The 23,056-nt window shown below is 53.2% G+C and carries 19 protein-coding genes; 18 read left to right on the top strand and 1 reads right to left on the bottom strand.

The genetic code is table 11. From position 1 onward, the window contains the following. Window positions 1-131: 131 nt before the first annotated feature. The 7 genes from SNR34_RS24190 to SNR34_RS24160 all read left to right on the top strand — a co-directional run bounded on the left by SNR34_RS24190 (window position 132) and on the right by SNR34_RS24160 (window position 7,694). Window positions 132-1,097 carry an ABC transporter permease gene (locus SNR34_RS24190; protein WP_236415582.1) on the top strand — a complete coding sequence of 322 codons (966 nt, stop codon included), beginning with the start codon at window positions 132-134 and terminating at the stop codon, window positions 1,095-1,097. Window positions 1,098-1,207: 110 nt separating this feature from the next. Next, a complete protein-coding gene (locus SNR34_RS24185) occupies window positions 1,208-2,047 on the top strand; it encodes a carbohydrate ABC transporter permease (protein WP_236415831.1) in 840 nt (279 codons plus the stop codon). Then, window positions 2,047-3,603 (top strand): glycoside hydrolase family 43 protein, encoded by a 1,557-nt coding sequence (locus SNR34_RS24180; protein WP_486180387.1) that lies wholly within the window; start codon window positions 2,047-2,049, stop codon window positions 3,601-3,603. The genes SNR34_RS24185 and SNR34_RS24180 overlap by 1 nt, the downstream gene beginning before the upstream one ends. 63 nt (window positions 3,604-3,666) lie before the next feature. After that, on the top strand, window positions 3,667-4,692 hold the full coding sequence (locus tag SNR34_RS24175; RefSeq protein WP_486180386.1) for an endo-1,4-beta-xylanase: 1,026 nt from the start codon (window positions 3,667-3,669) through the stop codon (window positions 4,690-4,692). 93 nt (window positions 4,693-4,785) lie between these two features. Continuing rightward, a complete protein-coding gene (locus tag SNR34_RS24170) occupies window positions 4,786-5,772 on the top strand; it encodes a glycoside hydrolase family 43 protein (protein WP_236415586.1) in 987 nt (328 codons plus the stop codon). Window positions 5,773-6,040: 268 nt separating this feature from the next. Beyond that, window positions 6,041-6,388 (top strand): hypothetical protein, encoded by a 348-nt coding sequence (locus tag SNR34_RS24165; RefSeq protein ID WP_486180385.1) that lies wholly within the window; start codon window positions 6,041-6,043, stop codon window positions 6,386-6,388. Between the two features lie 283 nt (window positions 6,389-6,671). Next, a complete protein-coding gene (locus tag SNR34_RS24160) occupies window positions 6,672-7,694 on the top strand; it encodes a formylglycine-generating enzyme family protein (RefSeq protein ID WP_486180384.1) in 1,023 nt (340 codons plus the stop codon). Between the two features lie 160 nt (window positions 7,695-7,854). On the opposite strand, the gene SNR34_RS24155 is transcribed toward SNR34_RS24160, so the two are convergent. After that, window positions 7,855-9,042 (bottom strand): ROK family protein, encoded by a 1,188-nt coding sequence (locus SNR34_RS24155; protein ID WP_486180383.1) that lies wholly within the window; start codon window positions 9,040-9,042, stop codon window positions 7,855-7,857. Window positions 9,043-9,310: 268 nt separating this feature from the next. On the opposite strand from SNR34_RS24155, the gene SNR34_RS24150 reads away from it, so the two are divergent. From SNR34_RS24150 to SNR34_RS24100, 11 genes are all read left to right on the top strand, one after another. Continuing rightward, window positions 9,311-9,946: a chromate transporter gene (locus SNR34_RS24150; protein WP_486180382.1), complete on the top strand. Its 636-nt coding sequence runs from the start codon at window positions 9,311-9,313 to the stop codon at window positions 9,944-9,946. Window positions 9,947-9,956: 10 nt separating this feature from the next. Continuing rightward, the gene (locus tag SNR34_RS24145) at window positions 9,957-10,490 is read left to right on the top strand and encodes a chromate transporter (RefSeq protein WP_486180381.1); all 534 of its coding nucleotides are present in this window, start codon (window positions 9,957-9,959) and stop codon (window positions 10,488-10,490) included. Window positions 10,491-10,617: 127 nt separating this feature from the next. Next, a complete protein-coding gene (locus SNR34_RS24140) occupies window positions 10,618-12,330 on the top strand; it encodes a spore germination protein (protein WP_486180380.1) in 1,713 nt (570 codons plus the stop codon). 20 nt (window positions 12,331-12,350) lie between these two features. Further along, on the top strand, window positions 12,351-13,448 hold the full coding sequence (locus tag SNR34_RS24135) for a GerAB/ArcD/ProY family transporter (RefSeq protein WP_486180379.1): 1,098 nt from the start codon (window positions 12,351-12,353) through the stop codon (window positions 13,446-13,448). After that, the gene (locus tag SNR34_RS24130; RefSeq protein WP_486180378.1) at window positions 13,445-14,638 is read left to right on the top strand and encodes a Ger(x)C family spore germination protein; all 1,194 of its coding nucleotides are present in this window, start codon (window positions 13,445-13,447) and stop codon (window positions 14,636-14,638) included. Before SNR34_RS24135 ends, SNR34_RS24130 begins: the two co-directional genes overlap by 4 nt. 331 nt (window positions 14,639-14,969) lie before the next feature. Next, complete coding sequence (locus SNR34_RS24125) at window positions 14,970-15,791, top strand: purine-nucleoside phosphorylase (protein ID WP_236415604.1); 822 nt, start codon at window positions 14,970-14,972, stop codon at window positions 15,789-15,791. Between the two features lie 49 nt (window positions 15,792-15,840). After that, window positions 15,841-16,368 carry an SMI1/KNR4 family protein gene (locus tag SNR34_RS24120; RefSeq protein WP_486180377.1) on the top strand — a complete coding sequence of 176 codons (528 nt, stop codon included), beginning with the start codon at window positions 15,841-15,843 and terminating at the stop codon, window positions 16,366-16,368. Continuing rightward, entirely contained in the window at window positions 16,365-17,498 is a 1,134-nt protein-coding gene (locus SNR34_RS24115) for a TerD family protein (RefSeq protein ID WP_236415606.1), read from the top strand. Before SNR34_RS24120 ends, SNR34_RS24115 begins: the two co-directional genes overlap by 4 nt. Before the next feature lie 225 nt (window positions 17,499-17,723). Further along, window positions 17,724-19,331: a glycoside hydrolase family 43 protein gene (locus SNR34_RS24110; protein WP_486180376.1), complete on the top strand. Its 1,608-nt coding sequence runs from the start codon at window positions 17,724-17,726 to the stop codon at window positions 19,329-19,331. An 83-nt stretch (window positions 19,332-19,414) separates the two neighbouring features. Beyond that, a complete protein-coding gene (locus tag SNR34_RS24105; RefSeq protein WP_486180375.1) occupies window positions 19,415-20,560 on the top strand; it encodes a glycoside hydrolase family 88/105 protein in 1,146 nt (381 codons plus the stop codon). A gap of 100 nt (window positions 20,561-20,660) precedes the next feature. Beyond that, window positions 20,661-22,682 carry a GDSL-type esterase/lipase family protein gene (locus tag SNR34_RS24100; protein ID WP_486182509.1) on the top strand — a complete coding sequence of 674 codons (2,022 nt, stop codon included), beginning with the start codon at window positions 20,661-20,663 and terminating at the stop codon, window positions 22,680-22,682. The last annotated feature ends 374 nt before the right edge of the window (window positions 22,683-23,056 follow it).

Genomic DNA, 23,056 nt, shown 5'->3' with positions numbered 1-23,056 from the left:
AGGAAGGGAGGCAGCTTTCCTTCCTTCCTGTTTTTGCAAAAACGCGTGCTGCTGGACGCAGTCTGTCATCTTGGAAAAACGTCGCTTGACGTTTTCTTTTCAATACAAAGCTGGATAGGGAGCTTGATATTATGGAGGAAATCGTAGTGGGCAACAAGCCGCTCGGCCCGAAGAAAAAACCGAAAATCCGACGGCTGACCTGGCAGAACATCAAAGCGCAGAGACAGCTGATCTGGATGTCTGTTCCTCTGCTTGCGTATATCGTTACCTTTGCTTACGTCCCTGTCTGGGGCTGGACCATGGCTTTTCAGGATTATAAGCCTGCAAGAAGCTTCTCACAGCAAACCTGGGTAGGATTCAAGCATTTTCAATTTTTATTCACGGATGACAACTTTTTGCGAGTGCTTCGCAATACGCTGGCGATGAGTGTGATCAACCTCATATTAGGCTTTGTAACCGCGATTATTCTGGCCCTGCTGCTCAATGAGATCAAAAAGGTCATGTGGAAGCGGACGGTGCAGACGATTTCGTATCTGCCCCACTTTTTATCGTGGATTATCGTTACCGGCATCGTGGCGACCTCGCTCGCTTCCGACGGCATCGTTAATGATATTTTAATGAAATTGCACCTCATCAATGAACCCATTCTCTGGCTGACGGAAGGAAAGTATTTCTGGGGAGTCGTTGCGGGTTCCCATGTCTGGAAGGAAGTCGGCTGGAACACGATTATTTATTTGGCGGCTATGGCCTCTATTGATCCGGCGCTGTATGAAGCCTCCGACATTGATGGAGCCAATCGGTACCAAAAAATGTGGAACATCACCCTGCCGGGAATCAAGCCAACCATTGTCATCCTGCTGATTATGTCGATCGGACATATTTTGGAAGCAGGCTTTGAGGTTCAATATTTGCTGGGCAACGGACTTGTTGTTGACTGGTCGGAAACGATTGATATCTTTGTGCTCAAATACGGGATTGCCCAGGGCAACTATTCGCTAGCTACTGCCGGCGGGATATTCAAAACCGTAGTCAGCATTACCATGTTGCTCATCGCGAATTGGACCGCCAAGCGGCTTGGGGAAGAGAGGCTGTTATAATCATGAAAAAAACTACATTGTCCGGTTCAGGGAATACGGCACTTTCCGTACGCCGCCCGGGTGGCAGGGGCATTGAACCGATTCTGTTCAACACCTTCAATACCATCTTTATGATTTTGCTGGTCATTGTCACGTTGTACCCGTTTCTGAACACGATTGTCGTTTCGTTCAATGCAGGGAATGACACCATCCGGGGTGGATTGTACTTATGGCCTCGCGAGTTCACGATGCAGAACTACAAAGCCGTGTTTGCATCAGGCACGATTTATAATGCGTTCATGGTTTCCGTGGCGCGTACGGTGCTTTCCACCGTGCTCAATATATTCCTGACCACCATGCTGGCCTATACGCTGAGCCGCCGGGAATATATTTTCCGCAAGCTGATCACGACCGTGTTTGTACTGACGATGTATTTCAACGCAGGGCTCATTCCGGGGTATTTCCTGATGAAGGACCTGCATTTGATCAATTCGTTCTGGGTGTATGTCATCCCGTCGCTGGTCAGCGCGTTTAACTTGATCGTTATCCGTACTTATATTTATACCATCCCCGAAAGCCTGATCGAATCAGCCAAAATAGACGGGGCCGGAGATTTCAGGATTTTCTGGAAAGTCATCTTTCCGCTGTGCAAACCCGTTTTGGCAACGATTGCGCTCTTCGTCGCGGTAGGGGCATGGAACTCCTGGTTCGATGCTTTTCTGTATACGTCCTCCCGTCAAGAGCTGAGCACGCTGCAATATGAATTGATGAAGCTGTTATCCTCCAGCATGAACGCCAACAGCAACCCTTCGGTAGCCAACGGCGTTGGGGTGGAGCATTCGACACAGGTAACGCCGATTTCAATCCGGGCCGCGATTACCATTGTTGCTTCGGTACCGATCCTGCTCGTATATCCGTTCATGCAAAAATACTTTGTCGTTGGACTTAACGTAGGGAGTGTGAAGGAATAATGCCACAGCTTCAATCGCATACGATCCGTTATGCCAATCCGATCCTGCCCGGATTTTATCCGGATCCGAGCATCGTGAAGGCGGAGGATTATTTTTACCTTGTTTGCAGTTCGTTCGAATATTTTCCCGGAGTACCGATTTTTCGGAGCCGGGATCTGATTCATTGGGAGCAGATCGGCAATGTACTGGACCGGATCAGCCAGCTTGATTTGACCGGGCAGAAAAGCTCGGACGGCATTTACGCTCCTGCGCTGCGTTACCACGCAGGCACGTTCTATATGATTACGACAGATGTGAGAGGCATCGGCAACTTCTACGTGACGGCAACCAACCCTGCCGGACCGTGGTCCGATCCGATTCGCATTCCGTATGGCGGAATTGACCCATCGCTGTTTTTTGACGATGACGGCAAAGTGTATGTTACGGCCCAGCAAGGCGCGGATTACGACTCTCACGCCATTCAGTATGAGATCGACATTGCGACGGGAGAGGCGCTCTCCGAACCGCAAGTCGTTTGGCATGGAGACGGCGGTCCATGGACCGAAGGGCCGCATTTGTACAAAATCAACGGCATGTATTATATGATGTCCGCTTCGGGCGGAACGGCCAAGGAGCACCGCGAAATCATCGGCAGAAGCGATAAACCTTACGGTCCGTTCGAACGCTATCCAGAGCCCATCCTGACCCATCGCCATCTGGATCATCCAATCCAGTATTTGGGCCATGCCGATCTGGTGGAGGATCACCACGGCGACTGGTGGGCCGTATTTCTCGGCGTGCGGTTGACGGAGGAAGGATATAGCGTGCTGGGACGGGAAACGTTCCTCGCACCGGTCGTTTGGAATGACGGTTGGCCGCACATTGACAACAATGAAGGAATAGTGAGCCTGGATATGACGGTTCAGCGCCAGCCCGTGACGGCCCCTTCTTTGTTGGAGGAAAATGGAGCCATCGTTGTCGGCCGGGACGAATTCGATGGAGAACTTGGACCGCAATGGATGTTTGTGCGCAATCCGACAGAGGGAGCATGCTCGCTTGCAGAAAAACCGGGTTTCCTGACGTTGTATGGTCAGGCGGCGGGTCTCGGCGACGTTGGCCAGCTCACGTTTGTCGGCCGGAGGCAGCAGCATCTGCATGCCAGCTTTACGGCATGTATGTCATTCGTGCCGGTCGCCGACGGTGAAGAAGCGGGGTTGTGCATCCGCCGGGATGAGGACGCGCACTACGAGCTTGGCATAAGACGGTTGGAAGGCCGCAATGTGCTCTTTGCCCGTCTGACGGTGCGCGGAGAGTCGCACACGGTTCATGAAAGTGAAACGCAAGCGGAGCAGCTATGGCTCCGGATCGAATCGTCAGAAAAGGAATACAGGCTGGCTTGTTCCGAGGACGGGGAAAACTGGAGGGATTTGGGGTCGGGTTCGGCGCGTGCCATCTCTCCGGAGGATTTTGTCCATAAAATGTGCTTCACCGGAGCGGTGATCGGGCTATACGCTACGGGCAACGGCCGGGCAAGCAGCACTCCTGCCCGTTTCGACTGGTTTGAGTATTCGATCTGACCTGCCGCCAATACAGGCTGCAAGCTTCAGCCCAAGAGGAACAGGGCAATAACGAGGAGGGAAATGATGGTTTCGTTTCGAACAGAGGCCCCACTGAAGGAATTGTACAAGGACGCTTTCCATATCGGAGCAGCAGTGAATCCGGGCACGATCGAACGCCAGCGTTCACTGCTTGCATATCACTTCAACAGCCTGACGGCGGAAAATGAAATGAAATTCTCCAGCGTGCATCCAAAGGAGGAACTGTATACATTCGAGGATGCGGATATCATCGCGGCCTTTGCCCGGGAGCATGGGATGGCGCTGCGCGGCCATACGCTGGTCTGGCATAACCAGACTCCCGAATGGCTGTTCGAGAACAAAGCTGGCGGGCTGGTGGAACGTGCTGTATTGCTGGAGCGATTGCGCGCACACATTCAAACCGTCGTTGGCAGATATAAGGACGTTATCTATGGTTGGGATGTCGTGAACGAGGTTATTTCGGATGATGCGAACGACGAAAATGCATTCCTGCGGCCTTCCAAATGGTTGGATATCGCGGGAGAGGACTTTATTGCCAAAGCGTTCGAATTCGCCCATGAAGCAGACCCGCAGGCGCTTTTGTTCTATAACGATTATAACGAGTCCAATCCGCACAAGCGGGAGCGCATTTATCGGCTCGTCCGTTCGCTGCTGGATCAAGGCGTGCCGATTCATGGCGTCGGCCTGCAGGCGCATTGGAATCTGTATGATCCGAGCCTGGACGATATGCGCGCCGCGATTGAGCGATATGCGCAGCTTGGCCTGCAGCTTCAGCTTACCGAACTGGATGTCTCGGTATTCCGCTTTGACGACAGGCGCACGGATCTGGTTCATCCTACGGAGGAGATGCTGGAGTTGCAGGCCGAGCGATACGAATCCATTTTCCGCCTGCTTTACGAATACAAGGAACATATCAGCGCCGTGACATTCTGGGGGGCTGCCGACGATTACACCTGGCTTGACGATTTCCCTGTCCGAGGGCGGAAAAACTGGCCTTTCCTGTTCGACGAGTCGCATCGTCCGAAGGAAGCCTATCAGCGTGTTGCGCGAATCGCAGCGCCCAAGTGAAACGGGAACGGGAAGGATCATCTTCATCGTTGAACCCGTCGCCGCGTCCAGAAGCTGGGCGCGGTTGCATATCTTTTGGAAGGAGCCATTTGCATGTCCGAATTGCCTAAACCGCATCAACCTTTAGTAACCCATATCTTTACTGCCGATCCGTCGGCGCATGTGTTCGAGGATCGCATCTATATCTATCCCTCCCATGATCTCGACCATGATGGTCCAGTGAATGACAACGGGGACCAGTATAAGATGGAGGATTATCATGTGCTGTCCATGACGGACATGGATTCACCCGTGACGGATCATGGCGAGGCGCTGCATGTGAAGGATGTCCCTTGGGCATCCAGCCAGATGTGGGCACCGGATGCCGCGTTCAGAAACGGCACTTATTATTTGTTTTTCCCTGCGCGGGATCATGATGGCATTTTCCGCATCGGTGTGGCTACATCGTCGTCTCCGGCAGGCCCGTTCAAGCCGGAGGAGCAGTACATTCAAGGCAGCTTCAGCATTGACCCCGCTGTGTTCGTCGACGAGGACGATCAGGCCTACATGTTCTTTGGCGGGCTATGGGGCGGACAGTTGGAGAAATGGCAGACAGGAAGCTACGTGGAACATGCGGAAGGTCCTGCCCCGGATGCTCCCGCCCTCGGACCAAGAGTGGCCAAACTGAGCGATGATATGCTATCGCTGGCTTCGGAGGCGCAGGAGATCGTCATCGTGGATCAGGAAGGCAAACCGCTGACCGCAGGCAACGAGGATTGCCGATATTTTGAAGGACCATGGATGCACAAGTACAATGGGAAATATTATTTGTCCTATTCTACAGGAACGACGCACAAACTGGTGTACGCCATCGGCGACAGCCCGGTGGGGCCGTTTACATTCCAAGGCACCATTTTGCCGCCCGTCATAGGCTGGACAACGCATCATTCCATTGTACAATTCCGGGAAAAGTGGTATCTGTTCTATCACGATTGCTCCCTTTCCGGCGGCGTCGACTACAAGCGCTGCGTGAAATTTGCCGAGTTGGCGTACAATCCGGATGGCACCATTCGCATGATTAACCCTTATCCCGAGAAGTAATGCGGGTGGAGAAGTTTTGTCGGCTTGGACGACATCGACAGTAACCTATTGCCGATGTACTTTTCGCAGAGAACATTCTTGTCACGAATACGTGGCAAGAATGTTTTTTTGCATGACATGTGGCTGACCATCTTACTTTAATCATGAAGCGGCGCACCACATGCATCCGGGCATGCATCCTCACCAGGGCATCAGCGGACAATCTTCAGGATGCAAGTCCTAATCTTCGCCTCTTTGCATATGAATTAAGCTATAAGGAGGCGGGACCATGGAACAAAAGGTTACGGAGTATTTCGAATTGAAACGGCAGCAAAAGGAGATTGAGCAGCGCTTGGCCGTACTGCGCGACGAAATCGTCGCATACTGCGAAGGGCAAGGCGTGTACGAGACGTGCATTGGGGGATTTTCCATCAAAACGGTGCTGCAGCACCGCAAGGAATACGATGACAACAAGCTGTATGCGTCTTTTGCCGATCCTGAGCTGTGGAGGCTCGCGTCCAGGGCGGATGGAAACAAGATCAAAAGCTTGATCAAGCTGGGCGTGCTGACTGAAGAAAGGCTTCGCCATGCCGTCACCGAGAAGCAGGTTATCGTGCTGCAGGTAGACAAGTTATAAAAGAAGGACGCAGGTTTCAACAGGGGCAAGCCGCTTCCAAGCTGCTGTACCCAAACCAAAATGAAATGAAGATGACGATTCAGGCGACATCTTTTGGTAGCCCCCTACATTCGGGTGGAACCGGAAGATGTCTTTGTTGTGATCGGAAGATGGTACTGCACTCGCAGTGCCTTGTGTGATTGCTTAGTGGGGTTTATATAGTTGCAGCCCAACACTTTCTTCCAAAATGAAATTAAGATGATATAATTAAATAAAGCAAAAACCATCGAAGGGGGTACGTTTTATGGATCACAACGAACGGGACGGTAACCAGGCCTCTTGCTGCACGCCGGGACGCGGAAAAACGGCGGTCAACATCAAGCCGGGGAAGCGTATTACCCTAAAACAGGCTTGCTGTCAGGAAAGCGACACAGAGAATGCACCTGCAGCGGAGCGCCCAGGCATGATTCGGTTGGAGGGTGGAACGTTCCGTATGGGAACGGACAGCACGGAAGGTTTCGAACAGGACGGAGAGGGACCGGCCAGGGGAGTCACGCTCTCATCGTTTTACATCGATCGTTATGCCGTGACGAATGCGCAGTTTGCCGATTTTGTCCAAGATACCAACTATGTCACGGAAGCCGAGCGGTTCGGCAACTCCTTTGTGTTTCATTTATTGCTACCGCCGGAACAAAGGCAGAACAGAGCCACGATGGTCATGCAGACGCCGTGGTGGCACATCGTGGATGGTGCGGATTGGAAACATCCCGAAGGAAAGGGTTCCCATGTGGAAGATCGCATGAACCATCCCGTCGTTCATGTATCATGGAACGATGCGCTGGCTTATTGCAAATGGGCCGGAAAACGTCTGCCGACAGAGGCGGAGTGGGAATATGCTGCGCGCGGCGGTTTGGATCAGGCGAGGTATCCGTGGGGAGACGAGTTGACGCCGGACGGTAAACATATGTGCAACATTTGGCAAGGAAAGTTTCCGATCAGCAATGATGCCGAGGATGGATATGTCGGAACCGCGCCGGTAGATGCGTTTGAGCCAAACGGATTTGGATTGTATAATGTGGCAGGCAATGTGTGGGAATGGTGTGCGGACGAGTTCGATCCGTATTATCATCGCCAATCGTCCAACATCAATCCGCTCGGCGTGAGCCGAGGAAATGCGCGATCCATGCGTGGAGGCTCGTACCTATGCCACGACTCCTATTGCAACCGGTACAGGGTCGCGGCACGCAACCAAAATACGCTTGACAGCTCCTCAGGCAATACCGGATTCCGCTGCGCTGCGGACGCGGATGATGAACAACGCGGCTGAGGCTTCCGGAAGCTAATGCAAGCACCCGTATAGGGTGCTTTTTTGGTCACGCCGATTGTCGTTTTCAGGCTGTGGCATACGAAAACAAACCTCTGTTCTCGCGGTTCGCGATCGTTCAGAGGTTTGTTTTTGGCATGTGTTTGGCACGATTTGCAGAAGGTCATCCATCCCATTCCTGCAAAATCATCAGCGCCGCGCCGGTGACCACGCCTTCGTCCCGCAGCTCCCCTTGAGAGAAGACCGGATCGTACTCGGGATAATGATAGATGTTTTTGCGGGCAATCTGAATGGCCGTCTCGTAGACCAGCGGATGCGCGTTGATGAGAGCTCCACCCAAAATGACGTATTCCGGATGAACCGTATTGATCAGGTTGGCCAGCCCGATGCCCAGATAAGAGGCGGTTTCCGTAAAAAGCTCCTTGACCAAAGCGTCGTTCTGTTCAAGCGCTTCGGCCAATGCCGCGAAATGGATTTGCTCCGGCGGCAGTCCGGACAGGACGCTTTCCCGGCCGATTTTGAGCTGAGCGCTTACCCGCTCCTCCAGCGACGGGACGGAGACGTAGGCTTCCAGGGCGCCGTAGTTGCCTTTGTCCCGCAGCCTTTTGCCGCCCGTCTGAATAATCATCTGTCCGATGGCCCCTTCGGTATCCGCCGCACCGCGCAGGATTTTGCCGCCGGACATGATGGCCGAGCGGATACTGACCCCCGAGTGCACATATAACATGTGTTCGCAGGTATCGTCTCGCAGCGCCCAATGCTCCGCAAGCAAAGCCGTGTTGGCCCCATTGTCCAGCCGTGCCTTAATATGAAGCTGTTCCTCCAGCATACGGCAGATCGGCACGTTGTTCCACGCTTCGGACGGGAAAAAGTCCGGCTGCAGGATAATGCCTTGCTTCGGATCCAGAGGTCCGACAGCACCTATGCCGAGCCCGAGCACCTGCTCTGCGGCAATCTGATGTTTCTCCAGCATCGCTTGCGTTTCTTGGACTACCAGTTCCACGAAGCGCTCCGGCGTTAAATCACGATCCATTTTCCAGCGAGAGAGGGCCAGTGGTTGGAGGTGAAGGTCATATAACCCCAGCGAAGAGCTTATTCGCGATATATCCAGCCCAAGCAAATAGCCGTAGGATGGGTTGGTTTGGAACAGAATCGGCTTGCGTCCTCCGGTGGAGCTGCCCAATCCGGAAACGACGATCTTTTTTTGGCCCAGCATATCTTCCAAAATACGTGTCATGCTGCTGCTCGTAATCGTGAAATATTCCAGCAGATCGGCTTTGGAGACGGTGCCAAGGTAAGCGATCCGATCGTAAATCTGTTTATGAATTGAAGAATGGGAACGTTTAAGCATCAGTATACGGCTCCATTTCCAAGTGAATGAGTCGGGATAGATAAATTCAGTATAACGGAAGAAAGTTACGTTTTCCAGCTAATGTTATAGGAATAATTGAGTTAATTCTATTATGGAATTAAGTTGGTGGAATTATGTGGTATTTTTTAGGTTGTGAAAGGGAGGATAACTTTTAGGCTAATATTTTTTGATGACTTTATTCCAAAATGGAATAAACATGCTATAATGAAGTATAAGAGTTATTGAACATGAAACGGGAAGGTGTTATATGAACACACAACGCAAAATTAACCTTAACCTCCTTGTCCAGTTGTGTGCCGTGTTTCTGAAGCTGGGTCCCTCTACCTTTGGGGGCGGTTATGCCATGATTGCTGCGATCGAGCGCGAGGTCGTCGAGAAAAAGAAATGGTTGGATCGCTCCGAAATGGCAGACATGATATCGGTGGCCGGTTCGGCACCGGGCGGCGTCGCCGTCAATTCAGCCGCGTTTGTCGGTTATAGAATGGCAGGAGTGATTGGCGCCATAGGTGCCGTTGCGGCGATTACGCTGCCTACGTTTATCATCGTATTTGTCCTCAGCCTGCTTGGTATGATGTTCCAGGACGTTCCCAAAGTACAGGCGGCTTTAAAAGGAATCCATGCAGCCATAGTGGCGCTGATCATCGTGGCTGCATTCAAGATGGGCAAACGGTCGATCATGGATGCCGCGACTTTGCTGCTGACCGCCGCAAGCGTATCCGTGCTGCTGTTCACCCAGGTTCATTCGCTGTACCTGATTATCGGTGGTCCGATCATCGGCATGCTTGTAGTGTTTGTCAAACGTGCACTCGGCATGGCGGCACAAACGGAGAAGGAGGACAACGAGAACAAGCAGGAGCCTCATTTTCCCGAATATTACATCTGAAGGTGATTACATGCTGTGGGAATTATTTTGGTTGTTTTTAAAAGTGGGCTCCCTCTCGTTCGGCGGAGGATATGCGGTAATTACCCTTATTCAGCGGGAAGTGATGGATAAGGGGTGGATCGAACCGGAACGGTTCCAAGAACTCGTTTCCTTGGCCGGCATGGCCCCAGGCTCGATTGCCACCAATACGGCCACGCTGATCGGATATTCCGAGAGCGGGATCCCGGGAGCGATCGTATCCACGATCGGCATTATTTTGCCGTCGCTTGCCATCGTTATTTGTTTCACTGCATTTTTCATGCGTTTGCAGAACAATATGTGGGTCCGCTCCTCTTTTTATGGCCTTAGGCCGATCGTGACCGGACTCATCATTTACGCGGCCATTCACTTCAGCATTGGCGGCAATACCGGATCGCTGCTCGACTGGACGACGCTGGGGATGCTCGTCATCTGTGCAGGCTGCCTGCTTGCGATCATCAAGTACAAGCTGCATCCGTTCGTCGTCATTTTGCTTGCGGCAGCGGGCGGGATCGTTATATTTTAAATCGGAAAGAACAAAAGTCATTTGGGGCATGAGACCCAATCGTCGCTTTTGTTCTTTTTTTGCATGATTTATTATCTTTTGGAAACTCTACAACCTATATGGAGGTTTTGGAAACGGGGGATGGACCATGTGGCAAACGATCATGCATCATATGCCGAAATGGAACATGATAGCGGAAGCAGTATGGCTGACATTGTTTCCTTTGCTCATATGGCAGGTCTTTCAACAGATCCAGGCCTGGGACGGAAGGCACAGCAGGCGCAAACAGAGGATGGAAGAGGTACAAAAACAGCCTTCCGCTTACCCCGATGCGGACCGGCAGGACACCGAAACGGGGGATGGGGAAGCTGGCGAAGAAGGGCTGTCTTTTACGATGGATCATCTGCTGAATCTGGGCAAGTTCAGGGCTTCAGCCAGAGACATGCAGGACATCAACGAAAAAACAATCTATTTGCAAAATTTGAACGTGAAAGCGGTTCTGTTTTTCATTGACGGTCTGACCGATAAGTCCGGTTTGGACGAAAATGTGATCAAACCACTGCTGGATTGGGGCAGCGCGCCATTGGATTCGGAACGGTTCGCAGCAGATCGGACGCTGGAGGATTTTCTGATGCAGCAATTGCTGCCGATCGCAGAAATCGAATGGGTTGCGGATGTCAAGCAGGCGCTCCGCAAAGTTTTGTTCGGATCGGTGATGCTGCTGGTGGATGGTGCTCCCGGCGGGATTGTGCTTGGCATTTCCGGGGGAAAAAGCCGCTCGGTTGAAGAACCCGTCTCCGAATCGGTCCTTCGCGGTCCACGCCTCGGTTTTACGGAGGTGCTGAGCGACAACACGGCGATGCTTCGCAGGCATGGCGAGAGCGACAGCCTCTCGATGATATCCTACAAGGTGGGGACCCGGGTTGAAAAAGAACTGATGGTCGTCTATTTCAAGGATATTGCCAACCCCGGGCTTGTGGAAGAAGTGAAGCGGCGCGTCGGCACCATCGAGGTGGATGAAGTGATGGAAGCAGGTTACGTGGAGCAGCTGATCGAGGACAACTTTCTGAGTCCCTTCGCGCAAATCCAAAGTACCGAGCGTCCCGACAGGGTGATGGGGGCTTTGTTGGAAGGCAGGGTAGCCATTTTGCTCGACGGCTCCCCATATGCATTGCTAATGCCCGTAACTTACGGCATGATGCTGCAGTCTCCCGAAGACTATTACGAGCGGTGGCTGCCCAGTTCCCTGATTCGAATCCTTCGCTTTGTAGCCACGTTAATCTCGTTGTTCGCTCCTGCAGTTTACATTTCCTTCATTTCGTTTCATCCCGGCCTTATTCCGACGAAGCTGGTCGTTTCCATTATCGGCACCAGGCAGGGCGTTCCCTTCTCCACATTGATTGAAGCGATGATCATGGAAGTAGCGATCGAAATGCTGCGGGAAGCAGGCTTGCGATTGCCCAAACCGATTGGTCCGGCGATGGGGATCGTCGGCGGTTTGATTATCGGGCAAGCTGCGGTCAATGCTGGCATCGTCAGCCCCATTCTGGTCATTGTCGTGGCGGTGACGGCCATTTCGTCGTTTGCCACGCCGATGTACAGCGCAGGCATCTCCATGCGCTTGCTGCGGTTTCCGATCATGTTCAGCGCCGCGATCTTTGGGCTCTATGGCGTTATTATGTCTTTTCTGTTTTTGACGATCCATATGCTGAAGCTCAAAAGCTTTGGCATTCCCTACGTGACGATGGCGGTACCCCAGTCTCTTAAAGACTGGAAGGATTATTTAATCCGCGCGCCGCTGCAATTCATGAAAAGTCGGCCGAACGTATTGAAAACGAAAGATCCGAAACGCAGCGATTAACTCAGGAAGGGGGTGCAGCGATGTCAGCCGGGTTGCCTCAATCCAACCAGCTAACGACGTTACAAGCCATGGGTGTGATTGTTTGTTTCATCATTGGCGCGGAGCTGCTGATCTTGCCGAGGGAGTTGGCCGAGGCAGTCGGCACGCCCGATGCTTGGATGACGGTGGCTGTCGGAGGAACATACAGCTTTGTTAACGCATGGATCATCATCAAGCTGAGCCAGCGTTTTCCGGAAATGACCTTTTACGAATACGTGCAGGAAATTGCCGGTTCTTTCGTGGGCAAGTGCATCGGATTGATCTTGATTCTGTATTACATCAATGTGGCCAGTTTCGAACTGCGATCCATGGAAGAAGTCACTTCGTTCTTTCTGCTGGAAGGAACGCCAGGCTGGGCCATCTTGGCTTTGTTTATATGGACATCCCTGTACCTGTGTATGGAGGGAATAACCACGATCGGGAAAGTGTGTCAAGTGATCTTTCCGATCATCGCTTTTGTCCTGATTCTGATTTTTTCGCTGGGTTTTCATATTTTCGATGTGGACAATCTTCGACCGGTGCTCGCCAAAGGGTTCATGCCTGTCCTGCATGGCATGGGATCGACCACGCTGACCTTCAGCGGGAGCGAATGTCTGTTGTTCATATTGTGCCGAATGCAAAACCCAAAGAAAGCGACGCTGATTGCCGGGTGGGGCATCGGGTTGGCTGTCGTATTTTATACGACGGCGGTGATCATCTGTATCGGCGCATTTTCGATTGATGGCGTCCTGACGCGGACCTGGCCTTTTTTTGATCTCGCGCGCAGCGTGGAGGTGGAGAACCTGTTGCTGGAACGCTTCGAATCCCTGCTGTTGTCCATCTGGATCATCCAGATTTTCGCCACGTTCACGATTGTGTTCTACTGTGCGGCTCTGGGGCTGTCCCAGATCACGAAAATGCCGTACAAATGGAGTCTGTATGTGATCGTGCCCTTCATCTGTGTGTTGTCCAAACTGCCTCAAAACATGAATGAAGTATTTGCTGTGGGCGCTTTTATTGGAAAAGCCAATTTGATCCTCTTTTCGAGTTTTCCGATCATCCTGCTCCTGCTTTCCGTTTGGAGGTCGAAACTGTCATGAAAAAAGCACGTCTCGGCATGCTGCTGATCAGCGCGCTCACAGGATGCATCCTGCTTGCGGGGTGCTGGAGCAGTTCACCGATTGAGGAGCGCAATCTCGAGGCCGGGATTGCGCTGGACTGGATTTCCCCGGACGAGAACGGCGCATCGTCAGCAGTGGGGAAGGAGAGCAATGACTCCAAACAATACATCCGGCGAACCGTGCAGTTTGTTTTGCCTGAGAAGGGGGATAATTCCGGTGCCGCTTCGCCGGGAAAAACGTTCTACAACGAACAGGAGACGGGAAATTCCAACATGGAAATGACCAGGGAAAGTTATCTCAGCAACCAGTCTCCGGCAGGCTTTCATCTGAAAACGATTGTCATCGGTTCGAAACTGCTGGAGCAGGTACCCATGAATGAGCTCTTGGACTTCTATCTGGCGGATAACGATATTCGATTGAGCTTGCTGCTTTTTACGAGCACGGGAATGGCCAGCGATGCGTTTAAAGAAACGCATTCCGGACAGACGCCGGCCTTCATGCTTAAGGACCTGTTCAACAACCGATCCCGCAGCGCCCGTATGGTCAAACCGGTTTCGCTCGCCAAAGTCATCGGTCCCTTGAAGTCGGGTTCAAGCTTCATCTTGCCCAATGTCATCGTCACGAAACAAGGTGTCAAGCTGTCCGGTGCGGGCATAATCCGTGGTAAAACGCGGGAATACGGCGGTCATTTAAGCGAAATCGATGTGGAGGGGCTGCAGTGGATCACCGGCGATCTGGCCGGAGGCATCGTGAGAGTCGCGGAGCCGGGTTCACAGCGAAATTTCACCTACGAAATCAAGTCTGCCAAAAGCGAAATCAAAGCCAACGTTCGGGGAGACGAGCTTTCGTTTCATGTCACGTTAACGTCGACCGGTCGAATCTCGGAAAGTTTTGTTCGCAAAGAGAACAAGGGGAACAATGCATTGCTCGCCAAACAAGCCGATATCGTGGAGGAGCGGGTGATCGCGCTGGCACAGCAGGCCGTCGCCAAAATGAAATCGCTGCGGGCGGAAGCAGCCGGCTTCGGCAAAACCGTACGGATTCAGCATCCCGCCCTGTGGGAGCAGCTCAAGGACGACTGGGACCGAGAGTTTGTTGCGATTCCCGTTACGTTTAGCGCGAAGGTTCATATTGAAGATTACGGGGCTTCGATCATGACGGTGGATTAAAGCCGAAGGACGGATCAGCTTCGTTTACATTCGTTTGTACGGAATATATGAATGCCGACTCTCGACAGAGAGTCTTTTTTTTGTGTACAGTGGGGACAAGATGAGGCTTACTCCATTGGCATGCAGTTTCACGAGAATGTGGGCGAAGCTCCGGATTTCGACGCACTGTCATCCCGTATTTCGAGCTGCTCCAGTCGTAAGGGGCCGAGCGGCCTTTGTCTTTGCCTTTTAGGTCAGCCTTTCGTTTGCATCGGATGGTTCGGTAGCTTACACTGGATCATGCAGTGCTGTTTCGCCTACTCTAATTCCATACATTCGGGAGGACATATCCATGCATCAAACATCACATATTCATGAAGCGCGAGATTACATATTGGGCAAAATCGGCGCAAGCCGACCTGTTGTCGGCATGATTTTGGGCTCAGGCCTTGGGGCGCTGGCGGACGAGATCGAAAATGCAACGGTGATTCCGTATGCAAGCATTCCGCATTTTGCGCAATCCGAAGCCGTTGGCCATGCGAACGAACTCGTGATCGGTGAGCTGCAGGGCAAAACGGTTGTTGCGATGAAAGGGCGCCTTCACTATTATGAAGGATTTACGCTGGATGAAGTGACGTTCCCGGTTCGCATCATGAAGGCGCTGGGCGTGGAAAAGCTGATCGTTACCAACGCTTGCGGCGCGGTGAACACCGGCTTTGCGCCAGGTCAACTGATGCTGCTTACGGACCATATCAATTTGGTGGCCAACAATCCGCTCATCGGCCCGAACAATGATGAGCTTGGCGTTCGATTCCCCGACATGTCCGAGGTGTACAGCAGTGAACTGCGCCATCTGGCATTGCGGGTCGCCGAGGAACAAAATATCAGCCTGCAGCAAGGCGTGTATGCGTGGTGGACAGGACCAGCCTACGAAACGCCGGCCGAGATTCGCATGATTCGCACGCTGGGCGCGGATGCCGTCGGCATGTCCACCGTTCCGGAAGCAATCGTGGCGATCCATGGTGGCATGAAAGTGCTTGGCATTTCCTGCCTGACCAACATGGCGTGCGGCATTTTGGACCAGCCGCTGAGCCACGATGAGGTCATCGAAGTGGCTGCGCAGGTGAAAACGACGTTTATCGGTTTGGTCAAAGGCGTTTTAAAAGAAATGTAATCTGCTCCGGCAGCATGCCGGGAATCTTATGGGGAGAGGTTGAAGCCGAATGGTCAGCAAAGCAGAAACGTTGTGGCAGCGCATATTTGCGAAAGGAGCAAACGAGCGTCCGGATTTCAGGGAGGCGTTGGGTTTGCAGCAGGGTGCAAGCGAAGAGGAGTTTCGCGATGTCGAGACCGGACTCGGCTTCTCCCTGCCTGAAGAAATGAAGGACCTTTATCGCGTGCACAATGGACAGGTACGGAAGATCGGGACGGAGTGTTTCGTCCGCAACCTGACCCTGTCCCCGCTAGCGGAGGTGCTGGAGAATTGGCGTTTCCTGCAGGAGGAGTTCGAACCGGATGAAATGGAACCGGAGGCCGATGCCGAAATCAAACCGATGGCTTGGAATCCGAAGTGGATTCCGATTGCCAGCAACGGCGGCGGGGATTACTTGTGTCTTGACATGGACCCGTCAGAACGTGGGCAGGCGGGGCAGGTGCTTTACTTTTGGCATGATTGGGGCAGGCGTGCGGTGGAGGCATCCGGATTGTTTGCATTTTTGGAGTTGTGTCTGGAAGAGGAGGAGCGTTTATGATTGTGCAAAAAGGACAAAAAGTGGAACTTACTAAAGGCAGGATATTTCCTGAATTGGCGATTGGGCTTACGTGGCATACGTCGGGACCATCCATCGATATCAACGCTTCAGCGTTTCTTCTTAATCATGAAGGGAGATGCACGAGAGACGATGATATGATTTTCTATAACCAACAATCGGGCAGGCAAGGAGCCGTTAGGCATAGTTTCGGTGGAGACGGGCAGATGGAATGCATTCATATTTCGTTTGGCAAAATCCCGCCCGACATCGATAAAATCGGAATCACGCTGACGATCCATGAAGGAGAAATCAACGGAAAAAATTTTTCCATGGTCCGGGACGCCTCATGCCTGATTTATGATCCTTCCAATGGCGAACAAATCGCTACATTTCATTTCGGAGACGGATTGAATCTGGAAACGGCCATCGTTGTGGGCGAACTGTACATTCATAACGGGGACTGGAAATTCAATGCCGTCGGGAGCGGGTTTCATGGCGGACTTGCCGCACTCGTCACCAATTACGGCCTTGCGCTGGAGGATGCCGCCGAAGAAGCTGCTGCCGCAATAGAAGAACCGCCCATGCCATTGAAGCTGGACCTTAAAAAGCAAGAAAGCATCAACATTAAGAAGTCTGAAAAAGTTACCGCCACGTTAGAATGGAAAAAAGACAAGGATCTGGATCTCTATTGCTTCTATGTGACGAAGGACAACGAGATCGGAAAAATTTATTATCGCAACCTGGGATCCGCTCTTGAACAACCCTACATACAGTTATACGGGGATGCATTATCCCATGGCAAAGAAACCATCGTCATCCATCGCCCCGAGGCATTGAAATACATTCTGTTTGCGGCATACAGCGCGCTCAGCAACGGGATTGGAAGTTTCAAATCCATGAAGGTCCGAGCAGTGGTCGACAATCATCAGGGGCAAGTTGTGACCACGCCGCTGCACCAGAAAAGCCATCTTTCATATTGGGTAGCGATTGCTCACATCGATTTTACCGATTCTAAGCAAATGCGCGTCTCACACGTGGAGCAATACTCTCGCAAAAACGTTGAACGCAGTCCGTTATTGTATGCTGATGGTACCTTTGCGATGGATGTCGGTCCGGAAGAGTTTAAGTAAGCTGACAATAATGGAGAACCACGTTAGCATCCATTTTTGCAACGATAAGAAATCATCCGTAAATGCAGGATGGTTTCTTTTTTTGGGATTCAGGGTGGGCCGGGGCATCCCTCATAAGAGCAAAAAAGATGAAGAAAAGGCGAAATGCACATGGAACGATTAAAAAAACGACCTCTCAATCCACTATAATGGGCGTGTTTCCATACGACGAACTGGAGGAGAGTTATGTTGAGAACGTTTCAAAACCCGGTACTGCCCGGATTTTATCCCGACCCGTCGGCCATTCGCGTAGGCGATGACTATTATCTGGTGACATCCAGTTTCGAATATTTTCCGGGCGTGCCGCTGTTCCACAGCAAGGATCTGGTTCACTGGCGGCAGCTTGGGCATGTGCTCGACCGCGCCTCCCAGCTCAATCTGGACGGCATCCTGCCTTCGCGAGGCATCTGGGCTCCCACGATCCGGTATCATGATGGCGTATTTTACATGATCACGACTTATGTCGACAACGACAAAAAAGAACATAACTTTTACGTCACAACCAGGGACCCGGCCGGCGACTGGTCGGACCCCATTTGGCTGGAGGACGCACCGGGCATCGATCCCTCACTCTTCTTCGATGAGGACGGCCGTGCATATTATACGGGCAATCGCGTCCCGCCGGAAGGGCAGGACCATCCCAAACATATGGATATTTGGCTGCAGGAAATTGACCTGAAACAAGGACGGCTGATCGGCGAAAAAGAAAGCATCTGGCAAGGCGCGCTCAAAGTCGCGCATGCTCAGGAAGGGCCGCACTTGTACCGCATCGGGGATTGGTACTATCTCTTGATCGCTGAAGGCGGAACAGGGCATACGCACGCGGTAACGATTGCCCGCAGCCGCAGCGTGCGCGGTCCATATGAAGGCCACAAGGCTAACCCGATCCTGACCCATCGGCATCTCGGCCGGGAGTATCCCATCGTCAACGTGGGCCATGGCGAATTGGTCCAGACGCAGCATGGCGATTGGTGGATGTTCTGTCTTGCTTCCCGAACGGCGGGTGGATATTACCGCAATCTGGGCCGGGAAACGTTTCTGGCTCCGGTAGTGTGGGAACAGGAATGGCCTGTCGTCAGCCCGGGTGCGGGCAGGCTGGAACTGGAGGTTCAGGCGCCGGATTTGCCGGAAACGGTCTGGCCCGCCGATCCCGTCCGGGATGAGTTCGATGGAAGCGGTCTTTCCCCGGTCTGGAACTTCCTCCGTACGCCGCGCGGCGACTTTTGGAGCCTTGCCGAACGTCCCGGTTATCTGCGGTTGAGGCTGAAGCCAGAAACGCTTTCCGGACAGGGCAATCCGGCCTTCGTCGGACGCCGCCAGCAGCATCTGAGCTTCAGGGCAGCCGTGCAGTTGGAGTTTAAGCCCGGGCATGAAGGCGAAACGGCGGGGCTAGCGCTGTTTCATAACGGGGACCATCATTTTCGATGCGAGATCGCCTTGGAGCGGGGCGAGCGTGTACTGCGCCTGATGGAGCGCCAAGGCGGACGGGAGAGACGGCTGGCTGCGGCAGCATGGGCAGCCGATCGCATCCAACTGAAGGTAGAAGCGCATCATCAGGATTACCGTTTCGACTATCGCGAGCATGACTCGGCGGAATGGACGCCTTTGTGCGAACACGCAGACGGCAGGCTGCTCAGCACGGACCGGGCCGGGGGATTTACGGGCACGTACATCGGCCTGTATGCTTGCACGCAGCCGGGCACAGACTCGACCGGAAACGAGGCATTGGAGAGCGCTGGAAGGGATGATGCATTCGCTGACTTCGGCTGGTTCGAATACGAGGGGCTGGATTAGAATCCGCGAGCATTACCCGGTCGAACAATGCTCACGCGTTGGACCCGCAGGGGAAGGAGAACTAATGACAGGAGGAACACGGAATGGATCACGTGAAAACAGCACAGGCAAGCCGCGCACGAACCATTGCAGAAATGATTCTGGGACAGTGTAATGATCGGGGAGAACATGAATATATATTGAAACGATGGGCTTATGTGCCCGGCATGCTGCTCATGGCCATGGGACGTGCAGGCGAGCAGCTTGGAGCGGCCGAATATGTTCGCTTTGTAAAAAGGCATATGGACGCTTTTGTAAACGAGGATGGATCGATTCGCACGTATTCGTTGGAAGAGTACAATCTCGATCAGATCAATCAGGGCAAAAACCTGTTTCCGCTCCTCCGGCAGACGGGGGACGAACGTTATGCGAAGGCTGCCCATTTGCTGGCAAATCAGTTGATCAGTCAGCCCCGGACGTCGGAAGGCGGCTTCTGGCACAAAAAAGTGTATCCCTTTCAAATGTGGCTGGACGGCTTATACATGGCATCCCCGTTTCTGGCGGAATATGCGAAGGTATTTGCCCGTCCCGAGCTGATGGATGAGGTTGCTCACCAGCTTGAGCTGATCGAGCGCAAAAACCGCGATCCCCGGACCGGCCTGCTTTACCATGGATGGGACGAATCGCGGGAACAGGAGTGGGCCGATTCGTTGACCGGCCTGTCGTCGCACTTCTGGAGCCGGGCCATGGGATGGTATGCGATGGCGCTCGTGGACAGCCTGGAGCATTTCCCGGTCACTCATCCGCGGCGCGGCACGCTGGTAGGCATCTTCCACCGCATGTGCCATGCCTTGCTGCGCGTCCAGGACGAAGCCACGGGGCTGTGGTACCAGGTGCTGGATGAAGCGAAGCGCCCTGGCAACTATGTGGAAGCCTCGGGTTCCTGCATGTTCGTCTATGCACTAGCCAAAGGCATCAGGCTGGGGTATTTGGAGAAGTCTTTTGCCGCAGGCATGCTGCGCGGTTATGAAGGCATTGGAACACATCTGGTGTCAGAGGACGAACAAGGACTGCACTTGCATTCGATCTGCAATGGGGCCGGGTTAAGCAAGGATCGCAACGGCTCCTATGATTATTACATTTCGGAACAGGTCGTTGCCGATACACCGATGGGCGTAGCTCCCTATCTGCTGGCATCGTTGGAGGTGGAACGATACGGTTCCGCAAACGCCGGCTCTGTGTCCGGATAAGCACGGTGCGGACTGAAATAATGGATGGCTGGACGATGGAATAAGGGAAAGCAGGCAATGCAATCCATCATGGCATGAACGGATAGGGGGGATCGATGTGATGGTCAAAAGCATGCAGTTCAACTTCACAGCTTTGCCAAAAAAGGGGTATCGGTCCGTTGTGCAGGAAGAGCAGGGCGTCGTCCCGCGTTATGACGACGCCGCCGGATATGGTTTCGTGGAAAGAACCTGCGCCCAGCCGCCACGAGAGGTTCATATTGAACAGATCGTGCCGGTTCAAGAGGGGTGCGTCATCCTCGAGGAACGATTTGCGGATCGAAACGAATCCACGGAGAAGGATTTCAACCATTACGGCATGTGTTTCCGGGTCAAGGCCGAGCCTGGCGCATATCGGATACAGGTACGTACCACGTCCGGGCTTGGCGACACGATGATCGCGATCTCGGGCATGCATGCGGATGGCTTGCTGAATGCGGATTATTGGGATGCGGCACGGCTTGTACCCAATAGGACACGCGTTTTTCAGGACGAGCGGTTATGGAGTTACGACTATGTGAACGGACGCGAGTTTATCGACGTTGAAATCGAACCTCGCCGGTTGGGCTGTCCTGTAGGCATCGCCGAGCTGGTGCTGACGCCCATACCGGTCTACCCGCGCCCTGAAAGCAAGCTGCCTGCACTGTTTACGCTCGGGGACTCCACCGTGAAATCCTATATTTTCATGGAAGCGCCGATGAGCGGCTGGGGGCAGGTGTTCGATGATTTGTTCGACCCGAGGCAGGTGCGGGTGATCAACTATGCCATGGGCGGACGGTCCTTCAAAAGCGCTTATACGGAAGGGCGCTTCAACGATATTTTGCTGACGGGAAATGCAGGGGACGTCGTGTTGATCCAGTTCGGGCACAACGACGAATCGCGTGACGAGAACCACCGCTTTGGCAGAGGCGCGACGGAAGAAATGTACCGCACGTATATTCGCGAGGTGTACATTCCGGCGATCCGGTCCAGGCAGATGATCCCGATGCTGGTCACGCCAATGTCCCGGGTGGATGGGAATGCCGCGCCCGGGCATGTCTACGCGGACTCTTTCCGCGAGCGGCAATTTCCGAAGATCATGCGTGAACTGGCCGAACAGTTGAACGTGCCGCTGATCGATTTGAACCGGGAGAGCGTGCGGTACTATAACGAGATCGGTGTCGAAGGCACAACCGCCGTCTTCATGTCGATCGAAGCAGGGGAGACGCCGGGCAAAACCAATGACGGCAGTCTTGCGAACGGTCATCCGGCGCGCAAGATCGATGGCACGCATTTCAAAGAAAGCCTCTCCAAGTCGTTTGCCCGCATCGTGGCAATGTGTCTTGCGCGGCTTGCGGAGCAGGGGCAGCCTGATGCTGCCCGGGTTGCTTCGTGGCTGAAGCCGGAGGTGCAGGCAGCGATTCGGAATCAGGATTGGTCGGCCGTATATCCCGAGATGGCTGTCGATGCCATGACAGGACGCGGGGCGTATTACCGGAATCAGATTGAGAAGCTGGTCCAGCTGGGCGTTATGAAGCTGGATGAACGATCCTGCTTTCACCCGGAAGCGTTGATGAAGTTTGGCGAATTTCGACATGCATTGTCCCGGTTATTGGATCTGGATCCAGACGCATTAGGTCGGGACGTGCAGGCGGAAGGGACATTGTCCAGAGAGACCATGGGCTGCATGCTGTTGGATGCCTTTGAGGCAAAATTCGGTGCGAAGGTGCTTCCGGCTTACATGACCGACTATAACGGGAAAGCAGTTCCCCCGGACCATTCGGACTATGATGCTCATTTGGCGCCCGACGAACGAGGAATCATGTATTATCCGCTTGTGTCCTTTGAACAGCTGCAGGATACGGCCGAGATCGACCCGGCTCTCTACGATCGGGTGAGGAAGGCGTACATGCTGGGATTGTTGCGCTCAGAGAAAGACATTGAACGGGGAAGAGTCTGGAACGGCCGGGAACTGGAACCCAAAGCAGGGGTCACCCGGGAGAAAGCGGCCAAATCGTTATACTATATGTGGGTGCTTTCCCAGCCGATAAATATCGAAAACGACCTTTCCCGGCTGAAGACCAAGTCGGCGCATTGGGTCGGTTAAGGCTCCTCCAGTACTGTCAAAAGGGTTTCCGTGCGTTCAAGGATGAATGCGGGAGCCCTTTTTGGTGTTCTTCAAGCCGCTCTAATGAACCTGAAACACGTTATTTCCTGGAAATGGTGCATAATCGCCCATTTTCCGGTCAAATAACGTGTCTGAGTTTCGTTAGAATTCCAATCGCTCTCCACAACATCATATAAGGTGTGGGAGGTTCGTTACAGCATGCGGCATGTGGTGGGGGCTAAGCCGCAGTTTCCGTGGATTCCAGGCAAGTCCAGCGAACGGGCTGACCCTTCAAAAGTTGATAGAATGGAGCGGCTTCGACTGGACCTCTCGGATTCGTGGCAGCAAAAAGGAGCTCCCGCAAGGGAGCCGCC

Source organism: Paenibacillus sp. XP01, from assembly GCF_057364885.1.
This window is presented reverse-complemented; position numbering and strand designations above follow the sequence as displayed.